18 protein-coding genes are annotated in these 18,223 nt (G+C 53.7%); 5 read left to right on the top strand and 13 right to left on the bottom strand.

Annotation, left to right across the window (positions count from 1 at the left end; translation table 11 throughout):
• Positions 1-21 precede the first annotated feature (21 nt).
• Positions 22-1,272: a valine--pyruvate transaminase gene (locus tag SBO83_RS12685; protein WP_396131753.1), complete on the top strand. Its 1,251-nt coding sequence runs from the start codon at positions 22-24 to the stop codon at positions 1,270-1,272.
• Between the two features lie 77 nt (positions 1,273-1,349).
• On the opposite strand, the gene ibpB is transcribed toward SBO83_RS12685, so the two are convergent.
• Positions 1,350-1,787: a small heat shock chaperone IbpB gene (gene ibpB / locus SBO83_RS12680; RefSeq protein WP_353503760.1), complete on the bottom strand. Its 438-nt coding sequence runs from the start codon at positions 1,785-1,787 to the stop codon at positions 1,350-1,352.
• 121 nt (positions 1,788-1,908) lie between these two features.
• Positions 1,909-2,319 (bottom strand): small heat shock chaperone IbpA, encoded by a 411-nt coding sequence (ibpA, locus tag SBO83_RS12675; protein WP_140475544.1) that lies wholly within the window; start codon positions 2,317-2,319, stop codon positions 1,909-1,911.
• Positions 2,320-2,800: 481 nt separating this feature from the next.
• Here ibpA and SBO83_RS12670 point away from each other — a divergent pair, with 481 nt between their 5' ends.
• Complete coding sequence (locus tag SBO83_RS12670) at positions 2,801-3,169, top strand: YceK/YidQ family lipoprotein (protein ID WP_353504049.1); 369 nt, start codon at positions 2,801-2,803, stop codon at positions 3,167-3,169.
• Positions 3,170-3,258: 89 nt separating this feature from the next.
• Here SBO83_RS12670 and SBO83_RS12665 read toward each other — a convergent pair whose 3' ends face one another.
• The 11 genes from SBO83_RS12665 to dnaA all read right to left on the bottom strand — a co-directional run bounded on the left by SBO83_RS12665 (position 3,259) and on the right by dnaA (position 16,806).
• Complete coding sequence (locus tag SBO83_RS12665; RefSeq protein WP_396131752.1) at positions 3,259-4,539, bottom strand: DUF3748 domain-containing protein; 1,281 nt, start codon at positions 4,537-4,539, stop codon at positions 3,259-3,261.
• A gap of 70 nt (positions 4,540-4,609) precedes the next feature.
• A complete protein-coding gene (locus SBO83_RS12660; RefSeq protein WP_396131751.1) occupies positions 4,610-5,926 on the bottom strand; it encodes an MFS transporter in 1,317 nt (438 codons plus the stop codon).
• 168 nt (positions 5,927-6,094) lie between these two features.
• Positions 6,095-7,243, bottom strand: coding sequence for a galactonate dehydratase (gene dgoD, locus SBO83_RS12655; protein ID WP_396131750.1), 1,149 nt, complete (start codon positions 7,241-7,243; stop codon positions 6,095-6,097).
• A complete protein-coding gene (locus SBO83_RS12650) occupies positions 7,240-7,875 on the bottom strand; it encodes a 2-dehydro-3-deoxy-6-phosphogalactonate aldolase (protein ID WP_396131749.1) in 636 nt (211 codons plus the stop codon). Before SBO83_RS12650 ends, dgoD begins: the two co-directional genes overlap by 4 nt.
• A complete protein-coding gene (locus SBO83_RS12645; protein WP_396131748.1) occupies positions 7,859-8,758 on the bottom strand; it encodes a 2-dehydro-3-deoxygalactonokinase in 900 nt (299 codons plus the stop codon). Before SBO83_RS12645 ends, SBO83_RS12650 begins: the two co-directional genes overlap by 17 nt.
• Positions 8,755-9,468 (bottom strand): FCD domain-containing protein, encoded by a 714-nt coding sequence (locus tag SBO83_RS12640; RefSeq protein WP_396131747.1) that lies wholly within the window; start codon positions 9,466-9,468, stop codon positions 8,755-8,757. The genes SBO83_RS12645 and SBO83_RS12640 overlap by 4 nt, the downstream gene beginning before the upstream one ends.
• A 181-nt stretch (positions 9,469-9,649) precedes the next feature.
• Positions 9,650-10,465: a sugar-phosphatase gene (gene yidA, locus SBO83_RS12635; protein WP_396131746.1), complete on the bottom strand. Its 816-nt coding sequence runs from the start codon at positions 10,463-10,465 to the stop codon at positions 9,650-9,652.
• Positions 10,466-10,650: 185 nt separating this feature from the next.
• Entirely contained in the window at positions 10,651-13,065 is a 2,415-nt protein-coding gene (gene gyrB, locus SBO83_RS12630; RefSeq protein WP_353503767.1) for a DNA topoisomerase (ATP-hydrolyzing) subunit B, read from the bottom strand.
• Between the two features lie 19 nt (positions 13,066-13,084).
• Positions 13,085-14,173: a DNA replication/repair protein RecF gene (gene recF, locus SBO83_RS12625; protein WP_396131745.1), complete on the bottom strand. Its 1,089-nt coding sequence runs from the start codon at positions 14,171-14,173 to the stop codon at positions 13,085-13,087.
• A 136-nt stretch (positions 14,174-14,309) separates the two neighbouring features.
• Positions 14,310-15,410: a DNA polymerase III subunit beta gene (gene dnaN / locus SBO83_RS12620; protein WP_396131744.1), complete on the bottom strand. Its 1,101-nt coding sequence runs from the start codon at positions 15,408-15,410 to the stop codon at positions 14,310-14,312.
• Between the two features lie 4 nt (positions 15,411-15,414).
• On the bottom strand, positions 15,415-16,806 hold the full coding sequence (dnaA, locus tag SBO83_RS12615) for a chromosomal replication initiator protein DnaA (RefSeq protein ID WP_353503769.1): 1,392 nt from the start codon (positions 16,804-16,806) through the stop codon (positions 15,415-15,417).
• Positions 16,807-17,481: 675 nt separating this feature from the next.
• Between dnaA and rpmH the strand changes: the two genes are divergently transcribed.
• Genes rpmH through yidD form a run of 3 tightly spaced genes read left to right on the top strand, consistent with a single transcriptional unit; the run spans position 17,482 to position 18,221 of the window.
• Positions 17,482-17,622, top strand: a complete 141-nt coding sequence (rpmH, locus tag SBO83_RS12610; protein WP_009637487.1) for a 50S ribosomal protein L34 — start codon at positions 17,482-17,484, stop codon at positions 17,620-17,622.
• An 18-nt stretch (positions 17,623-17,640) separates the two neighbouring features.
• A complete protein-coding gene (rnpA, locus tag SBO83_RS12605) occupies positions 17,641-18,000 on the top strand; it encodes a ribonuclease P protein component (RefSeq protein WP_034794314.1) in 360 nt (119 codons plus the stop codon).
• Entirely contained in the window at positions 17,964-18,221 is a 258-nt protein-coding gene (gene yidD, locus SBO83_RS12600; protein ID WP_072009927.1) for a membrane protein insertion efficiency factor YidD, read from the top strand. Before rnpA ends, yidD begins: the two co-directional genes overlap by 37 nt.
• Positions 18,222-18,223: the final 2 nt, after the last annotated feature.

Here is an 18,223-nt window from a genome sequence, read left to right as displayed (position 1 = left end):
CTGATAACACAAAGTTTGACTATGACGTTTTCTGTTTTCGGCGATAAATTTACCCGTTCCACAGGCATTAGCCGCCTGATGGGTGATATGAACGAAGGTCTGCGCACGCCGGGCGCTGTGATGCTCGGCGGGGGGAATCCTGCGCAAATACCTGAAATGCAGGACTATTTCCAGACGCTGTTTACCGAGATGTTAAGCGAAGGCAAGCTGACAGAAGCCTTGTGCAACTATGACGGCCCGCAGGGTAAAGACGTGCTGCGCCACTCGCTGGCGGCGCTATTGAAGAAAGAGCTGGGCTGGGAGTTAGATGCAAAAAACATTGCGTTAACCAATGGCAGCCAGAGCGCATTCTTCTATTTATTCAATCTGTTCGCCGGTCGTCGCGCAGACGGTTCAATGTCCAAAGTGCTATTCCCGCTGGCCCCAGAGTATCTGGGCTATGCCGACGCCGGATTGGACGAGAGCCTGTTTATCTCCGCCAAACCAAACATTGAGCTGCTGCCCGAAGGGCAGTTTAAGTATCACGTTGATTTCGACCATCTGAACATCAATGAAGAAGTTGGCTTGATCTGCGTTTCACGCCCGACCAACCCGACCGGCAATGTGATAACCGATCAGGAATTACAGCGCCTCGACGCTCTCGCCCAGCAGCACGACGTGCCATTGCTGATCGACAACGCCTATGGGGTGCCTTTCCCGAGCATTATCTTTAGCGAAGCCACGCCGCTGTGGAATCCGAACATCATTCTGTGCATGAGTCTGTCCAAGCTCGGCCTGCCGGGTTCGCGCTGCGGAATTGTCATCGCGGATGAGAAAATCATTACGGCAATCAGCAACATGAACGGCATTATCAGCCTCGCGCCGGGCAGCGTAGGGCCAGCCATCGCCAATGAAATGATTGCTCGCGGCGATCTGCTGCGCCTCTCCGAAGAGGTCATTAAGCCGTTTTACTATCAGCGCGTGCAGGAAACCATTGCTACTTTACGCCGCTATTTGCCGGAAGATCGCTGCTTAATTCATAAACCTGAAGGGGCGATTTTCCTCTGGCTGTGGTTCAAAGATTTGCCGATCAGCACTGAAACGCTCTATCAGCGCCTAAAACAGCGCGGCGTGCTGATGGTGCCGGGGCATTTCTTCTTCCCCGGCCTTGAGCACCCGTGGCCGCACACTCACCAGTGTATGCGTATGAACTACGTGCCGGACGCCGAGCAGATCGAACGCGGGGTGAAGATTCTGGCGGAAGAAGTCGAGCGAGCACACGCCGAGGGCTGATTCGCTAACTGCTGGAAAACGCACATAAAAAAGGAGGACGTGATGTCCTCCTTTTTCATTTCTGCTGCTTTTGGCTGTTATTCAGCCGATTGATTCTCTAACGCAGGCTTCTCAGTGCCGATGGCGATTTTCTGCGGTTGCAGCGCCTGCGGAACATCGCGCACCAGGCTGATATGCAGCAGGCCGTTGACGAACTCAGCCGCCGACACGTGCATATGTTCGGCCAACGTGAAGCTCAGGCTGAAAGGCTTAATCACCAGCCCCTGATGCAGATATTCCACTTTTTTATCCGCCTCAGCCGGGGTGCCGCTGACGGTCAAGCGCGGGCCTTCGACTTCAATATTCAGTTCGCTCTGCTGGAAACCGGCCAGCGCCAGTGAGATGCGATAATGGTTATCGTCTGATTTCTCAATGTTATATGGCGGGAAGCCTTGTTCAGCGCCCTGCATGGAGCTGGCGAGTTTGTCGAAGCCAATCCACTGACGCAGTAATGGGGAAAGATCGTAGTTACGCATAATTAAAACTCCTTCTGTGAAGCGAGATAATGTTTATTCATCAAGCGCCACGTTATTCATCGGCGTGACGCTGCTGCTCCCTGACGGCGAGCAAGGTGGAAAATTTAAAATTCGTTAGAAATTAGCGAATGTCTATCCGACGCGGTTTTGAAGACTCGGGGACCACGCGTTCGAGATCGATATACAGCAGACCATTCGCCAAATTGGCGGATTTAATTTGAATATGTTCTGCTAACTGGAATTTGCGCTCGAAATTACGCTCAGCGATACCCTGATATAAATAGGTACGCTCTGCGGCTGCATCTTTATGCGCGCCCTTGACCAGCAACATATTATCTTGAGCAGTAATATCCAGCTCAGACTCAGCAAAACCGGCGACCGCTATCGCGATACGATAGTGATTTTCATCTACCAGTTCAACATTATAAGGAGGGTAGCCGCCACCCTGATTTTGACCAGATTCAATCAAATTAAACAGGCGATCAAAACCAATAGCGGAACGGTATAGAGGGGATAAATCAAAATTACGCATTTATTACTTCTCCTGATTATGCAGCGAGTCGGTTAAACGACCTTCCTAATGGACAGGTCTGCGACGCTTCATACCCTGTCGGCGTATGCTTTTCCTGCGTCGTATGATAAAAATGGCGACGGAAAAAAGATTTTCAAGTCAGGGAAAGAAAAGTTTTTTATCAGTGTAAGTCAGCAGGGAGCTATAGATGTCTAAACAAAGCTTAAACCCTATAAAAATTGACATCGGGCGGCAGGATCTCAGTTATCTCTTACACTATAACTAACGCTGTAATTTTGTGACAAAGCCAAAACAGATAACCCAGCGAAATAATTAGGACAGATCGCTGCGACATTTATAAACACGATTCACGGATGAAAAAGATAAATTGGGATGGCTAGCACAGAGCCGCGCTTTGCTTTGTTAAATCTTTTAGCTGAATGATATAAATCAACGTTGACGAAATATCCTCAGCCCGACAGCATGAGATGAGTTCTACATGATGAAATCAGTTTTATTACCGCTCGTGACGGGATGCGCGTTTTTATCGGTTAGCGGTTGCTCTAGCGTAATGAGTCATACCGGCGGCCATCAGGGTTATTATCCGGGCACACGCGCCGACGTATCGATGATTTCAAGCGACGACACCAGCTGGGCCATGACGCCACTGCTGATTGTCGATCTGCCTTTTAGTGCATTACTTGATACCCTGCTGCTGCCTTATGACTATTACCGCCAGGACAAACTCAACACGCGGGATCGCATAAAAGCCAGCGAGGAGCAGAATTTAGCGATCAGCCACGGCATTGATATTGACCACGTGCCGCCAATGACTGAGTCGACGAAGCAGAAAAAGCGGGCATCACATTAATATTCCCCACCTCTGCCTCTTTTATTAAAAACAGACCGGCCCATTCATCAGGCCGGTTTATTGCTTTTTATGCGGCCAAGCTTCTTTATTTAGCCTACATTCTGCGCCACAAAAAGCTGGGCAAACTGGCCGCACTGGCGCATATAGGCGACTTTCGCCCCGTCGGGTGAAAACACCACCGCGTCGCCGCAGGGCGCGATTTCGCTGCGCTCGGTCAGGCGGCGCATCTCGCCACTCGCCACGTCCAGCACCATCACGCTGTTATCGCAAACCAGTGCTAACGCTTTGCCATTGGGGTGCCAGCTAAACGCCGACTGAATTCCGGTGGTGGTTCGGCTGATTTGCTGCGCCTGCCCGCCGTTCGGCGAAACCGTCCACAGCTGAACTACGCCGTTGTTATCCTTCATCAAAAAGGCGATTTTTGAGCCGTCCGGGGAAGCACGCAGCCAGTGACGCGGCTGCAAGGCGACACCGGGGAAAGCCTGCTGCGCGGTGAAGGTTATGCGGCGTTGGCGCACTCCCTTGGGCGGCGCGGGAAGCGAAGCCGGAGTGCCCTGTAACGGCAACTCTTCGGCCTGCCGATAGCTGGCGTCATCTTCTGGTAAATCAACCACAAAGACTTCCGGTAGCTTCTCGCCGCTGGCCGACAGCGTGTCGCCGATAAACGCCAGCGCCCAGCGTTGGCGGCTGCCGTCCGGCTTGAGATAGCCCTCGGCGCCAATCCAGCCCTCTTCATAGGCGCGGGTAATATCATCGCTGCCCGGCCGAGGGTCCGGCGTGGTGTGGCTCACCAGCACGCTGAAGTGGCTGCCGTCATATTCACGCGGGTGATGTTTAGGGGAAACGACGCCCGAGGAAGAGAGCGCGATGCCGACATTACGCTGATCGAGCCGCAAATCCAGCTCGTGCAAAACGTGGTCGTTATAGGTAAAGCTCAGGCGGCTGCCGTCGGGGCTGAAGACGTGAACGTGGGTGCCGCCGCGCAGTGCGCCGGGGGTGAAAGGTGCCGTAATATCAAGGGCATCGAGAGTAACTGCTTCAGCTTCTGGCTCTGTGACAATCACGCCACGGCGATGATGAAAGTCATATTGCCACTGTGCATCTGGGTTTTCTGGCCCGTGGATAAAAGCATAACGCACCGGCGGCTGCGCGCTGGTCGTGACCACGCCGACGTGCGCCGCCTGCGTGGCCTGATAAATCACCTGCACTTCGCCGGTTTCGACATTCACCCGCTCAATGGTTGAGCCGGTAAATGAACCGCCGTGCGGCCGGACATCATAGACCAGCCACTGGCCGTCCGGCGTCCAGACGTTAATGTTGGTCAGCTGATGCCCGCGAGCATCGTCGGTTAACTGCTTTTCACCCACCACGTTTGCTTCCTCTTATTCTCTGCCCCTGTGCGGCCTTGTTTAAGAGTAAACGTTTTTGTTTATGGGAACACTATTTGGCGGCGGGCATGGCCCCTTTACCCGCATTCACCAGCATGGAGCGTTTGCGGCCCAGAATCAGCCCCAGCAGCCCGCCCAGGATCAGCGCGGCAGCCACGGCAATCAGCGCCGCGTCGTAGCTGTGAGTCACGTCTTTGATGCGTCCCATAATCGGCGGGAAGGTTAACCCGGCAATGTTCGCCACCGCGTTAATCAGCGCAATCGAGGCGGCACCCGCCACGCCCGCCACCGTCTCAGTGGTCACCGCCCAGAAGATGGGGGTGATGGCCCAGTTCAGCCCGACGGTCAGCACCAGCATGATGTAGGCCAAAATCAGGTTATGGGTGAAAATCGCCCCGAGCAGCAAGAAGCCCGACACAATCAGTGGCAGCCCAAGGTGCAGAGCGCGCTCTTTGGTGCGGTCCGAGTGGCGACCATTCAAGTACATGAAAATACAGGCGAAAAGGAAAGGTACCGCCGACAGCAGGCTGACAATCAAATTACTCTGCTCTGACACCACGCCTTTGACGATCAGCGGCAAAAATAGCGTGATACCAATTGTCCCAAAAGCTTGTAATAACCACAGTAGACTTAATGCCCAGACCTTTTTACTTTTTAATGCTGCTGACCAGCGATGGTCTTTATTTATCACTGACTCACCCGCTTCGCGATTTAATTGCTGCGTTAACGCATTACGCTGCGCCTCGCTGAGCCATTTGGCTTTTAACGGTGAATCATCTAAATAAAACCAGGTCACTATACCTAAAAGAAAGGCGGGAATACCTTCCAGCAGGAATAACCAGCGCCAGCCCTCAACACCTAAGAAACCGTGCATATTAAGAATCGTGCCAGAAATAGGTAAACCGACCACTGACGCCAGCGCCGCGCCAATATAAAACAGCGACATGGCCCGCGCTCTGTCACTGCGCGGATACCAACAGGAGAGATAATAAATGATCCCCGGCGTGAAGCCCGCCTCGGCGGCACCCAGCAGGAAACGCATGACGTAGAGCTGTACCGGCGTCTGTACCAGACTCATCCCGGCGGCCAGCAGGCCCCAGGTGATCATGATGCGGGCAATCCATAATTTCGCGCCAACGCGGGTTAAAATCACATTGCTCGGCACTTCGAAAATAATATAGGAGATATAAAATATCCCAGCGGCTATACCGTACATTTCGGCGGTAAGCGCTAAATCCGCATTCATCTGCAATGCCGCTACCGAAATATTAGAACGGTCGATATAAGCAATGAGATACAGCAACATAATAAAAGGGATGATCCTGATATTCATTTTTTTAATGGTCGAGGAGTACAATTCATTATTCATCGTACGCACCTTGGTGTTGAATTACGTGTAGGGGAGCCCCTATCCCGCTAAGCGGAATAAAAACCCGTAGGTATTATTGTTTTAAATAAAAATAACCTGCTTATGCCCTAAATAATTCGAGCTGTAGGAAGGCGGCCAACGCCCCTACGGCTCGAAGTATGCCGGGCATTACCACTCGGCGACCGAGCCATCCTCATACCGCCACACCGGATTGCGCCAGTCCGGAGCCTGCTTGCTGCGCTCAATCACCAACTCTTCATTGATCACCACGCCCAGACCCGGCTTGGACGGCGGCAGGAAGAACGCCCCTTCCATGGAGAAATCCTCTTTATTCAGCACGTAATCGAGCAATTCCGCGCCCTGATTGTAGTGGATCCCCATGCTTTGCTCCTGAAACACCGCGTTGCGGGAAACAAAGTCGACGTGCAGGCAGGCCGCCAGCGCGATAGGCCCCAGCGGGCAGTGTGGCGCGAGGGTGACGTCATAGGCCTCGGCCATCGCGGCGATTTTGTAGCACTCGGTGATGCCCCCGGCGTGGGAGAGATCGGGCTGAAGAATTGCCAATCCGCCCTGCTCCAGCACGCGTTTAAACTCGAAGCGCGAATACATGCGCTCACCGGCGGCAATCGGGATATGGGTCTGCGCGGCCAGCCGTGGGTAATATTCCGCCTGCTCGGCCAGTACCGGCTCTTCAATAAACAGCGGGCGATACGGCTCCAGCTCTTTGATCAGCACTTTTGCCATTGGCGCATTCACCCGGCCATGGAAATCCAGACCAAACTCAATGCTGTTGCCGAAGGCTTCGCGGATTTGCGCCACCACGGCGACCGTGGCGTCGATTTTGCGCGAACTGTCGATAAGTCCCATCTCTTCGCAGCCATTGAGCTTGAACGTGTCGAAGCCAATGCCCTGCAATTTGCGAATGCCTTCAATCACTTCCGCCGGGCGGTCGCCGCCCACCCAGCTGTAAGCTTTGATTTTGTCTCGCACTAAACCGCCAAGCAGCTGATAGACCGGCACGCCGAGCGCCTTGCCTTTGATATCCCACAGCGCCTGATCGATGCCGGAAATGGCACTCATCAAAATAGGGCCGCCGCGATAAAAACCGCCGCGATACAGGGTTTGCCAAATATCGTTGATGCGCGCCGGGTCTTGGCCAATCAGGTATTCGCTCAGTTCGTGAACCGCAGCTTCTACGCTGCGGGCGCGGCCTTCAATCACCGGCTCGCCCCAGCCGCTGATGCCTTCGTCGGTGTCGACTTTCAAAAACATCCAGCGCGGCGCAAGACGGTAGGTGGTCAGTTTGGTAATTTTCATTGCAGTGCTCCCCGATAGGCGTCGATAAAGGCGCGGGCCTGTTGTTGCGTGCGCGAAACCGGCTGCCCGCCGCGGTATAAATCACTGCCGAGGCCAGCGCCGACGCAGCCTGCCGCCATAAACAGATGCAGGTTTTCCGGCGTGACGCCACCGACGGCGAACACCGGGATCTCCGGCGGTAAGACTGCTTTCAGTGCTTTGATGTAGTCCGGTCCGAAGGCCGAAGAGGGGAAGATTTTCAGCCCCTGCGCCCCGGCGTCCAGCGCGGTAAAGGCTTCGCTGGCCGTGGCACAACCGGCGCAGACCACCATGCCCAGCTCGACGGCGCGGCGGATCACCGGCGCGGAGGTGTTTGGCGTCACCACCAGTTTGCCGCCCAATTCGGCCAGTTGGTCGACGTTCTGCGGCGTCAGTACGGTGCCGCCGCCAATCAGCGCGCGCGCTCCATACTTGGCGCTGACGGCCTTGATGCTGCTCTGCCAGTCGGGTGAATTCAGCGGAATTTCGATGGCGTTGAAGCCCGCCTCAATCAGCACCTCCACGTGCTGCTCAGCCTCGGCAGGCGTGATGCCGCGCAGGATCGCGATCAGTGGCAGCAGTTCGCCGTCGAATACCTCAGTTTTCCAACTCATTGACAATGCTCCTTATTCCCGCCTGAAAAGCCGTATCGCCCTCGATAACCTGAGCCTGAATCCCCGCCATTTTCAACGCGGGGAGATAACGTTGAGTCAACGCCGGGCTGCCTACCAGCACCAGTGGCCCGTGCTCTCTGCTGAGCGAGTAGTGTTGTTGCATTTGCGCCACTTCGTGGCCGATTAACAGGCCTGAAAGCCAGTCGCTGACCGAGGTTTTCGCCAGTTTTCCCAATACTCGCGCGGCCCTGACTTCAAACAGTCGGCGCATCAGGCCGCTGTCGTAGAAGCCCTGCTCCATCCCTTTGGCGAAAGCCGCGCCGTCGGCGGTTTGCTCCGGCAGGCCACTGCCAATCAGCGAGTGCTTCAGCAGCAGGTGGTGCAGCTCGCCGGTCATCACCGTGGAGAAATCGACCAGGCTGTCCCCCTCAAGGCGCACCCATTTGCTGTGGGTGCCGGGCAGCAGGTAAAACTCGGCGGGCAGCGTGGCGTAGGCACCCACCAGCTGGGTTTCTTCACCGCGCATGACGTTGAAGTTGTCTTCACGTTCGATGCAAATGCCTGGGATAATGCGCACATTGGCCGACGTAGAATGCTCGACGGGTGTCAGCCGATGGGCGATTTCCGACAAGCTAATCGGACAGCGTAGATAAGGTGCGGGCACCCAGCCCGCGTCGCTGCCCACCATTCCGGCCATCAATACCGGCAAGCAGTGCTGTTGCCACGGAGCAATAAGTTGCTGGAAAACCTGCGCCGGGGTGCGCCCTTCGAGACGCGTAACCCCGGCGGCCGACTGCTGGCTGTCGACGCATTTCCCGTCGCGGTAAAGCCAGGCGCGCAGGTTGGTGGAGCCCCAGTCGACGGCGATATAGCTGTGGTTCATGGCATCTCCTGTAAGCGGCGGGTGGTGCTGGCGATCATGGTTAACGCCGCCTGCTCTGCTTCATCCGGATGCTGTAAGCGAATTGCGTCATATAGCGCCTGATGCTCGCGCAGCGTGCGCGGCATGTTATTGGCATCTGGCATGTAAGTTCTTTCGAAAACGGCGCGTTGCAGAGAACTGATGACCACGCTGAGCTGCTGCATAATCGGGTTATGCACTGCCGCCAGCACGGCTTCGTGGAAACGGACGTCGGCCTCATTAAAGGCCTGGCGCTCCTGAGCAAAAGCCACCATGTCGTTGAGCGCGCCTTCGATACGCATTAGGTCGGAGGCCGTGGCGCGCATGGCGGCCCAGCGAGCAATCGCCGGTTCCACCAAATTACGGATTTCACTCATGGCTGCGATAAGCTCGGGTTTATCACCCTGCGCCAGCGACCACTGCAAGACGTCGGTATCGAGGAAATTCCACTGGTCGCGCGGGGTGACGAACGCGCCGCGATAGCGTTTGATATCTATCAGTCGTTTGCCGGTCAGCGAGCGCATTACTTCACGGATAACGTTTCGCGAGGTTTGAAACTCTTCGCACAGCTCAGATTCAGGGGCCAGCGCGGCACCCGGAGGGTATTTACCCGCCACAATCTGCTCGCCTAATGTCAAAATAATGCGATCGGTTTTGCTCAATAGGCTGTCTTCATTCACCACAACGTCCATGCCATCTCCGGCTAAAAGTCATTCAACTTGTGAGCGATTGTAGTACCCAACATTTAGGTTGTACTACAATTCAGATCACATTTTAGACAGTCGGCAACATTGGATTAACAATTGTGTGAAGTGGCGACGAATGGCGGGCATAAAAAAAGCGGCCATTAGCCGCCCTGTTTAACAGTCTATATCAGACATTTAATACAAATTTTTCAACGGCATAGGCCACGCCGTCTTCAAGGTTGGTTTTGGTCACGAACTGGCTGACGGCCTTCACGCTATCCAGCGCGTTACCCATTGCCACGCCGATACCGGCATATTCCAGCATCGCAATATCATTTTCCTGATCGCCCAGGGTCATGACGTTTTCACGCGGAATGCCCAGTTTTTCCGCCAAGGCTTTGACGCCTTCGCCTTTGTTCACGCGCTTATCGAGGATCTCCAGATAGTACGGCGAACTTTTCATGATGGTGTAGTTTTCCCGAGCTTCAGCAGGGATTTGCGCGATAGCGCGGTCGAGCAGCTCGGGATGATCGATCATCATCACTTTCGGGAAGGTCATCGCCGCGTCCATCTCTTCTGCCGGGCAGAAGTGCAGGGGAATGCCGGTGACCGCCGACTCATGAACAGTGTACTGGCTAACATCGCGGTTAGCGGTAAACAGCTCGGTACGGGTCAGCGCGTGGAAGTGAACGCCCAGCTCGCGAGACAACCTCTCAAAGTAGTGATAATCATGGATATCCATAGCTATTTCGGCGATCACGCTGCCATCCTGCGCGTTATGCACCAAAGCGCCGTTATTGGTAATGCAATAACAACCCTCTTGCTGCAAATCCAGCTCCATCAGGTAACGCTGCACGCCAACGAACGGACGGCCGGTCGCCAGAACAATCTGCACGCCTTTGTCGCGAGCGGCGGACAGTGCCTTTTTCACCGCGGGTGTCACTTCATGCTGCGGATTGAGCAACGTGCCGTCCATATCAATTGCGATTAATTCAATAGCCATAGCATCCTCTGAATTGTCGGTATCTAGCCCAATGCTAGCGCGATATGCCGAGTTGATCACGGATAAAAAAAATCCGAAGTGATTTCTCACTCCGGACTTAGTTTCATAACACTCTACTACCCAAAATCATTCGTGCTGTATCAAGGCAGCCAACGCCGAGACAGCGCGAAGGATGCCGGGTATTTTTAGATGTCGATATTCGCGGCTTTCAAAGCATTATCTTCGATGAAGGCACGACGCGGCTCAACGGCATCACCCATAAGGGTGGTGAACAGCTGATCAGCGGCGATAGCATCTTTGATCGTCACGCGCAGCATGCGGCGTTGCTCTGGGTCCATGGTAGTTTCCCACAGCTGTTCTGGGTTCATTTCACCCAGACCTTTATAACGCTGTACTGACAGGCCGCGACGGGACTCTTTCACCAGCCATTCCAGCGCCTGTTCGAAGCTGGAGATTGGCTGGCGGCGTTCGCCACGTTCGATGAAAGCATCTTCTTCGATCAGGCCGCGCAGCTTCTCACCGAGAGTGCAGAGTTTGCGGTATTCGCCACCGTGAACGAACTCGAAATCAAGATCGTAATCGGTATCCACGCCGTGAGTACGGATACGCAGAACCGGCTCGTAAATCTGGCGTTCGCGGTTTTCACGCACAATGGCGCTGTAGCTGCTGCCGTGCTGCTCTTTTTCATTGAGCAGAGCAACCAGCGACTCCATCCAATCCTGAACTTTAGCCTGATCGGTGAGATCGGCTTCGTGCAGCGTTGGCTGGTAAACCAGACGGTTCAACAGAGCACGCGGGTAGCGGCGCTCCATGCGGCCAATCATTTTCTGTACGCTGTAATGTTCGGCAACCAGTTTTTCCAGTGCTTCACCTGCCAGCGCCGGAGCGTGGGCATTGGTGTGCAGGGTTGCGCCGTCCATTGCGATGGTGATTTGATACTGGTCCATCGCTTCATCATCTTTAATATACTGTTCTTGCTTGCCTTTTTTGACTTTATACAACGGCGGCTGAGCGATATACACGTGACCACGTTCGATAATTTCAGGCATCTGACGGAAGAAGAAGGTCAGCAGCAAGGTACGGATGTGAGAACCATCGACGTCGGCATCGGTCATGATGATGATGCTGTGGTAACGCAGCTTGTCAGGGTTGTATTCGTCACGGCCAATGCCGCAACCCAACGCGGTGATAAGCGTCGCAACTTCCTGAGAAGAAAGCATTTTGTCGAAACGCGCTTTCTCAACGTTCAGGATTTTACCTTTCAGCGGCAAAATGGCCTGATTCTTACGGTTACGGCCCTGTTTGGCTGAGCCGCCCGCTGAGTCCCCTTCCACTAAGTAGAGTTCAGAGTGGGCTGGGTCGCGTTCCTGGCAGTCGGCCAGTTTGCCCGGCAAGCCGGCCAAGTCGAGCGCGCCTTTACGACGGGTCATTTCACGCGCTTTACGTGCAGCTTCACGCGCACGGGCGGCATCAATGATTTTGCCTACGACGATTTTGGCGTCGGCTGGGTTTTCCATCAGGTAATCAACCAGTTTCTCGTTCATCAGCGACTCAACGGCAGTCTTCACTTCGGAAGAAACCAGTTTGTCTTTGGTCTGAGATGAGAACTTAGGATCGGGCACTTTAACGGAAACCACGGCAATCAGGCCTTCACGGGCGTCGTCGCCGGTGGCGCTGATTTTCGATTTTTTGCTGTAACCTTCTTTATCCATATACGCATTCAGCGTACGGGTCATCGCAGAGCGGAAACCGGCAAGGTGAGTACCGCCATCGCGCTGAGGGATGTTGTTGGTAAAGCAGTAAATGTTCTCTTGGAAGCCGTCATTCCACTGCAATGAGACTTCAACGCCGATATCGTCTTTCACGGTAGAGAAATAGAATACCGTTGGGTGGATTGGCGTTTTGTTCTTATTCAGATATTCCACGAAAGCCTTGATACCGCCTTCGTAGTGGAAGTGATCGCTCTTATCGTCGCGCTTGTCCAGCAGACGAATTGCCACACCGGAGTTCAGGAACGACAGTTCACGCAGGCGTTTCGCCAGAATGTCGTACTGGAATTCGGTTTGGTTAGTAAAGGTCTGGAAGCTCGGCCAGAAACGCACGGTAGTACCGGTAGTTTCCGTTTCACCGACCACTTTCAGCGGGGTTTGTGGCTCGCCGTGCACGTAAGTTTGCTCATGCACTTTGCCTTCGCGGCGGATAACCAACTCGAGTTTTTCTGACAGGGCGTTAACGACGGAAACACCCACGCCGTGCAAGCCGCCAGAGACTTTGTACGAGTTATCATCGAATTTACCGCCGGCATGCAGAACGGTCATGATGACCTGAGCAGCTGAAACGCCCTCTTCTTCATGAATACCGGTCGGAATACCACGGCCATCATCCTGAACGGAGACAGAGTTGTCAGCGTGGATAGTGACTTGAATCTCTTTACAGTGGCCAGCGAGGGCTTCGTCGATAGCGTTGTCCACAACCTCGAATACCATGTGGTGCAGACCAGTGCCGTCATCGGTATCGCCGATATACATGCCGGGGCGCTTACGCACCGCGTCCAGCCCTTTTAATACCTTGATACTTGAGGAGTCATAAGAATTCGACATCAACGTTTCTCGCTCATTTTTAGTCCTGTGATAGAACGGCTATTTTACCTTGTTCCACGCGGAACATCTTGCCCTTTTCACCCATCATGTCGGTTACTTGCTCAGCAGCAATGGCGCTGACAAATACCTGAGCCTGGGTGGCTTTCAGGCGATCGGCCAGTAACCGACGTCGGTCGGCATCCAGCTCGGAGGCAAAATCGTCAAGAAGATACAGGCAACGCCGCCCGCTCTGTCGGGTGAGAAACTCACCCTGCGCTAATCGCAGCGCACACATCAGTAATTTCAGCTGCCCGCGAGACAGTAAATCCTCCACCGGCGTGCCATCGGCACGGATGCGGAAATCGGCTTTATGCGGGCCTGATGCGGTATAGGTTAAGGCTCTGTCGCGCTCAAAGTTACGCTCCAGCAATTCACCATACTCAGTCTCTTTATCCCATCCTCGCTGGAAAGAGAAACTCAGGGCAAACTCAGGCAGGAACTGGGCGCAGGTCGCGCTGATATCAGCGGCGATTGCGTCACTGTAGGCTGCCCGCCATTCGCTAATGCGCTCGGCTAGCGGGATCAACTCCTGATCCCAGGCACGAATCTGCGCATAGCGACTCACCTGACGCAGCGCGGCGTTGCGCTGCTTGAGTAACCGTCGTAGGTTACTCCAGGCGATAAAAAAACCGGGGTCATGATGGAAACAGCCCCAGTCGAGGAATGCTCGTCGGTACTTTGGCCCGCCGTTCAGCAGGGTAAAGCCCTCGGGAGTGATCAGCTGCATTGGCAGCATTTGCGCCAGTTCAGACACCTTGTGGCCGTCGCTGCCATCAATGCGCACTTTGCTGTCACCCTGGCGGCTTTTACTTAGCCCAACGGAAATATCACGCTCGCCGCCTTCATCGATACGGCCATGCAGAATGAATTCCGCCTGATCGTGACGAATTACTCTTCCCGCCTGCAAACTGCGAAAAGCGCGCCCGTGCCCTAGCGTATAAACCGCTTCTAACACGCTGGTTTTACCACTGCCATTGGGGCCGACCAGAAAATTGAAGCCGGGCGACGGGTCTAAATCCGCCGCCTCGATGTTGCGGAAATCTTTTATCAGTAATCTATTTAAAGCCATCTACCAATTCCAGGGCGTTAGCGTCGCAGTCAGTTTGAGGGCGGCCAGCGCACAACAAACGGAGCGTACTACAGTACGTGAGTATTGTGAGCACTGCCCGAACTCAAAATGGCAAGTAAGGTAGCCCGCCCATGGATCACAGCCTCATTGGCATAACAACGTAGGCGGCTGACTGGCTGGCGGCATCTTCAATCTGCACGCTGGATACTGAGTCAGTCAGCAGCAAATTAACGTCTTCGCACTTCAGCGCATTCAGCACGTCGAGCACGTAACTGACATTAAAGCCGATTTCCATTTCAGTGCCGTCATAGCCGACGTCGAGAATCTCTTCAGCTTCTTCCTGCTCTGGGTTGTTGGCCGTGATTTTCAGCTGGTTATGGCTGACATAAAGGCGAACACCGCGGAATTTCTCGTTAGAGAGAATGGCGGCGCGAGCAAAGGCTTGTTTGAGCAAGTCACAGCCCGCTTGCAGCGTTTTGTCGGGATTTTTCGGCAATACGCGGCGATAATCAGGGAAACGGCCATCAACCAGCTTCGACGTGAAGATAAAGTCTCCGACATGGGCGCGAATGTTATTGCTGCCAATTTGCAGCTGCAACAAGGCTTCGCCGCCATCCAGCAGGCGAACCAATTCCATCACGCCTTTACGCGGTACGATCACCGAATGCGACGGCAACGCCTGCCCAATAGGCATGGAGCAGACCGCCAGACGGTGGCCGTCGGTAGCCACGGTACGTAGCTCTTCGCCTTCCGTCTCAAACAGCATGCCGTTTAAGTAGTAGCGAACGTCCTGATGCGCCATGGAGAACTGAGTGGCTTCAATCAGGCGTTTTAAGGTCGCCTGCGGCAAAGTGAATTCGACTTCGCTCTGCCAGTCGTCCAGATTGGGGAAGTCAGTCGCAGGCAGGGTCGACAGCGAGAAACGGCTGCGGCCCGAGCGAACTAACATGCGGTCGCCGTCCAGCGCCACGGAGATTTCCGCGCCGTCTGGCAAACCACGGCAAATATCAAAGAATTTACGCGCCGGAACGGTGGTCGCGCCCACTTCATGGGGTTGAGACAGGGCCACCTTCGCCACCATCTCCATCTCTAAATCGGTACCTGTCAGCAACAGCGAACCCTCAGTCACCTGTAAAAGCAGGTTGCCGAGAATAGGTAAAGTTGGTCGCCCACCCAGCGGGCTACTGACCTGTTGCAGCGGTTTTAGCAAATGCTCACGTTCAACAATAAATTTCATAGCGCTAGGAGGATAATGTTCTGATTAAGTTGGAGAAATCTTCTTTGATGTCGTGACTTTCTTCACGCAGCTGCTCGATTTTACGGCAGGCGTGCAACACCGTTGTATGGTCGCGACCACCGAACGCATCGCCGATTTCTGGCAGGCTGTGGTTGGTGAGCTCTTTCGCCAATGCCATCGCCATCTGGCGCGGGCGGGCTACCGAACGAGAGCGTCGTTTGGAGAGCAGGTCTGCAACCTTAATCTTATAATACTCGGCCACCGTTTTCTGAATATTATCAATGGTGACCAACTTCTCTTGCAGCGCTAATAGATCGCGCAGCGCTTCACGAACGAAGTCGATAGTGATCGCCCGGCCAGTAAAGTTGGCGTTGGCAATGACGCGGTTCAGCGCCCCTTCCAGCTCACGGACGTTTGAACGCAGACGTTTAGCAATAAAGAAGGCGACTTCACCCGGCAGGCGAATATCATTTTCATCAGCCTTTTTCATCAAGATGGCGACGCGCGTTTCAAGCTCAGGTGGCTCAATCGCCACGGTCAAACCCCAGCCGAAGCGGGACTTAAGCCGGTCTTCAACGCCGTTAATCTCTTTCGGATAACGGTCAGACGTCAGGATAATTTGCTGGTTACCTTCAAGCAGGGCATTAAAGGTATGGAAGAACTCTTCCTGAGAACGCTCTTTATTAGCAAAGAATTGAATGTCATCGATCAGCAGTGCATCGACCGAACGGTAGTAACGTTTAAACTCTTCAATGGCGTTGTTTTGCAGGGCTTTAACCATGTCCTGAACAAAACGCTCGGAGTGCATGTACACCACTTTGGCATTGGCTTTGCGCGCCATGATGCCATTGCCGACCGCGTGCAATAAGTGGGTTTTACCGAGACCGGTACCGCCATAAAGGAAAAGAGGGTTATAGGCACCGCCAGGATTGTCCGCAACCTGACGTGCAGCCGCGCGAGCCAGCTGGTTCGATTTACCTTCGACGAAGTTGTCAAAAGTGTGCTTGGGATTCACATTCGAGCGATATGACAACTCGGGCTGTGCCGCCGAGCTGTCCCAGCTTGGGCGCGAAGGCGCAAGCCGTGGTGCAGGTTGAGTGGCAGGCGAACTCACGCTGGCGGTAACCGGCTGGTTAACGCGTTGAATCAGCGGCTTGCTGCCGACTTCAAAACGCAATAATGGCGCATCAGTGCCGCAAAAATCGTTAAGCAAACCATTGATATTGTTTAAATACTTGTCTCTCACCCAATCAAGGACAAAACGATTAGGTGCGTAAAGCGCCAACGTATTGTCACTGAGTTCCGCCTGCAAGGGGCGTATCCACATACTGAATTCTGTGGCAGGTAACTCATCCTGCAAACGGGCAAGACATTGCTGCCAAAGCGAAAGTGACACGGCGGACTCCACTCGAACAAGATCAAAAAAAGAAAAGGATCAGGATATTTTTTAAATCATGATTTTTGACACACGTACCGCCCGGCGTTGCGGGGGATGAGTCTTCAATCACCCTGTCAGTGATATGAATTACCGTGCGAACCGCTTTTTACGGTTTTGTCGACAACGAGCCTGCTGGGATCGCTGTCGGAATGGCGGATCATAACGCAATCCGACACAGAGATCCTCCCCTTCCTGACAGATTAGATCCTTTTTATCCACAGGCTACGATCAGCAAGTGGGTAAGCTTAGCCGATCCTAAAAAAATTAGGTGTCGTAATCATCACTCACTGCAAAAAATATGATTTATTCGCTATGTTTTTAATCAGCCTGATCGTCAGATCACATAACTAAAGTGGAAGGATCTGCGGTCGATCCTTGCGCTTTAGGGCGGAGTCCGTATAATCCTCAGCCCTACGTGTGATGCCTGTGTTCCTGATGGTCATAGCCTGATGGGATTAAGCGGTGACCACGGGCCATATATGGTAAACATCTGGTAATGTAAATTGACTCAGGACTGTACAGTTATTACAATCCCGCTTCTTTATATGTTGCGATAAAGGCATCGGTTGTTTTTTCACCGACAGCCAACGCGTTTACTGATCAGTAATAATTTAAGTTTAGGTAGAAATCGCTATGAAACGCACTTTCCAACCGTCCGTATTGAAGCGCAACCGTAGCCACGGTTTCCGTGCTCGTATGGCCACCAAGAATGGTCGTCAGGTTCTGGCTCGCCGCCGTGCGAAAGGCCGTACCCGTCTGTCTGCTTCTAAGTAATAAAAGCTAACCTATTTAGTGGTTAAGCTCGCTTTTCCCAGGGAGTTACGTTTGTTAACTCCCCGTCATTTCACTTTCGTCTTCCAGCAGCCACAACGGGCTGGCACGCCGCAAATCACTATACTCGGCCGCCTGAACGAGCTGGGGCATCCCCGCATGGGTCTCACCGTCGCAAAAAAACACGTCAAACGCGCTCATGAGCGTAACCGGATAAAACGCCTAACCCGCGAAAGTTTCCGGCTACTTCAGCACAAGCTGCCTTCGATGGATTTTGTGGTAGTGGCTAAAAAGGGTGTCGCCGATTTAGACAATCGTGCGTTGACGGAAGCGTTGGAGAAATTATGGCGTCGACATTGCCGGCAGGCTCCCGCATCCTGATCGGGTTGATACGTGGTTATCAGCTTTTTATCAGTCCCTTGCTTGGGCCACATTGTCGTTTTCGACCAACCTGCTCTCAATACGGTATTGAGGCCATTGGTCGTTTTGGCATGTTAAAAGGCAGTTGGTTGACATTGAAACGCGTATTAAAATGCCATCCTTTGAACCCAGGTGGTGATGACCCCGTGCCGCCGAAAACCGACAATAACAGAGAACTCTAACG

The sequence above is a fragment of the Ewingella allii genome, from assembly GCF_044430645.1.
In the GTDB taxonomy this organism is placed as follows: domain Bacteria; phylum Pseudomonadota; class Gammaproteobacteria; order Enterobacterales; family Enterobacteriaceae; genus Ewingella; species Ewingella allii.
This window is presented reverse-complemented; position numbering and strand designations above follow the sequence as displayed.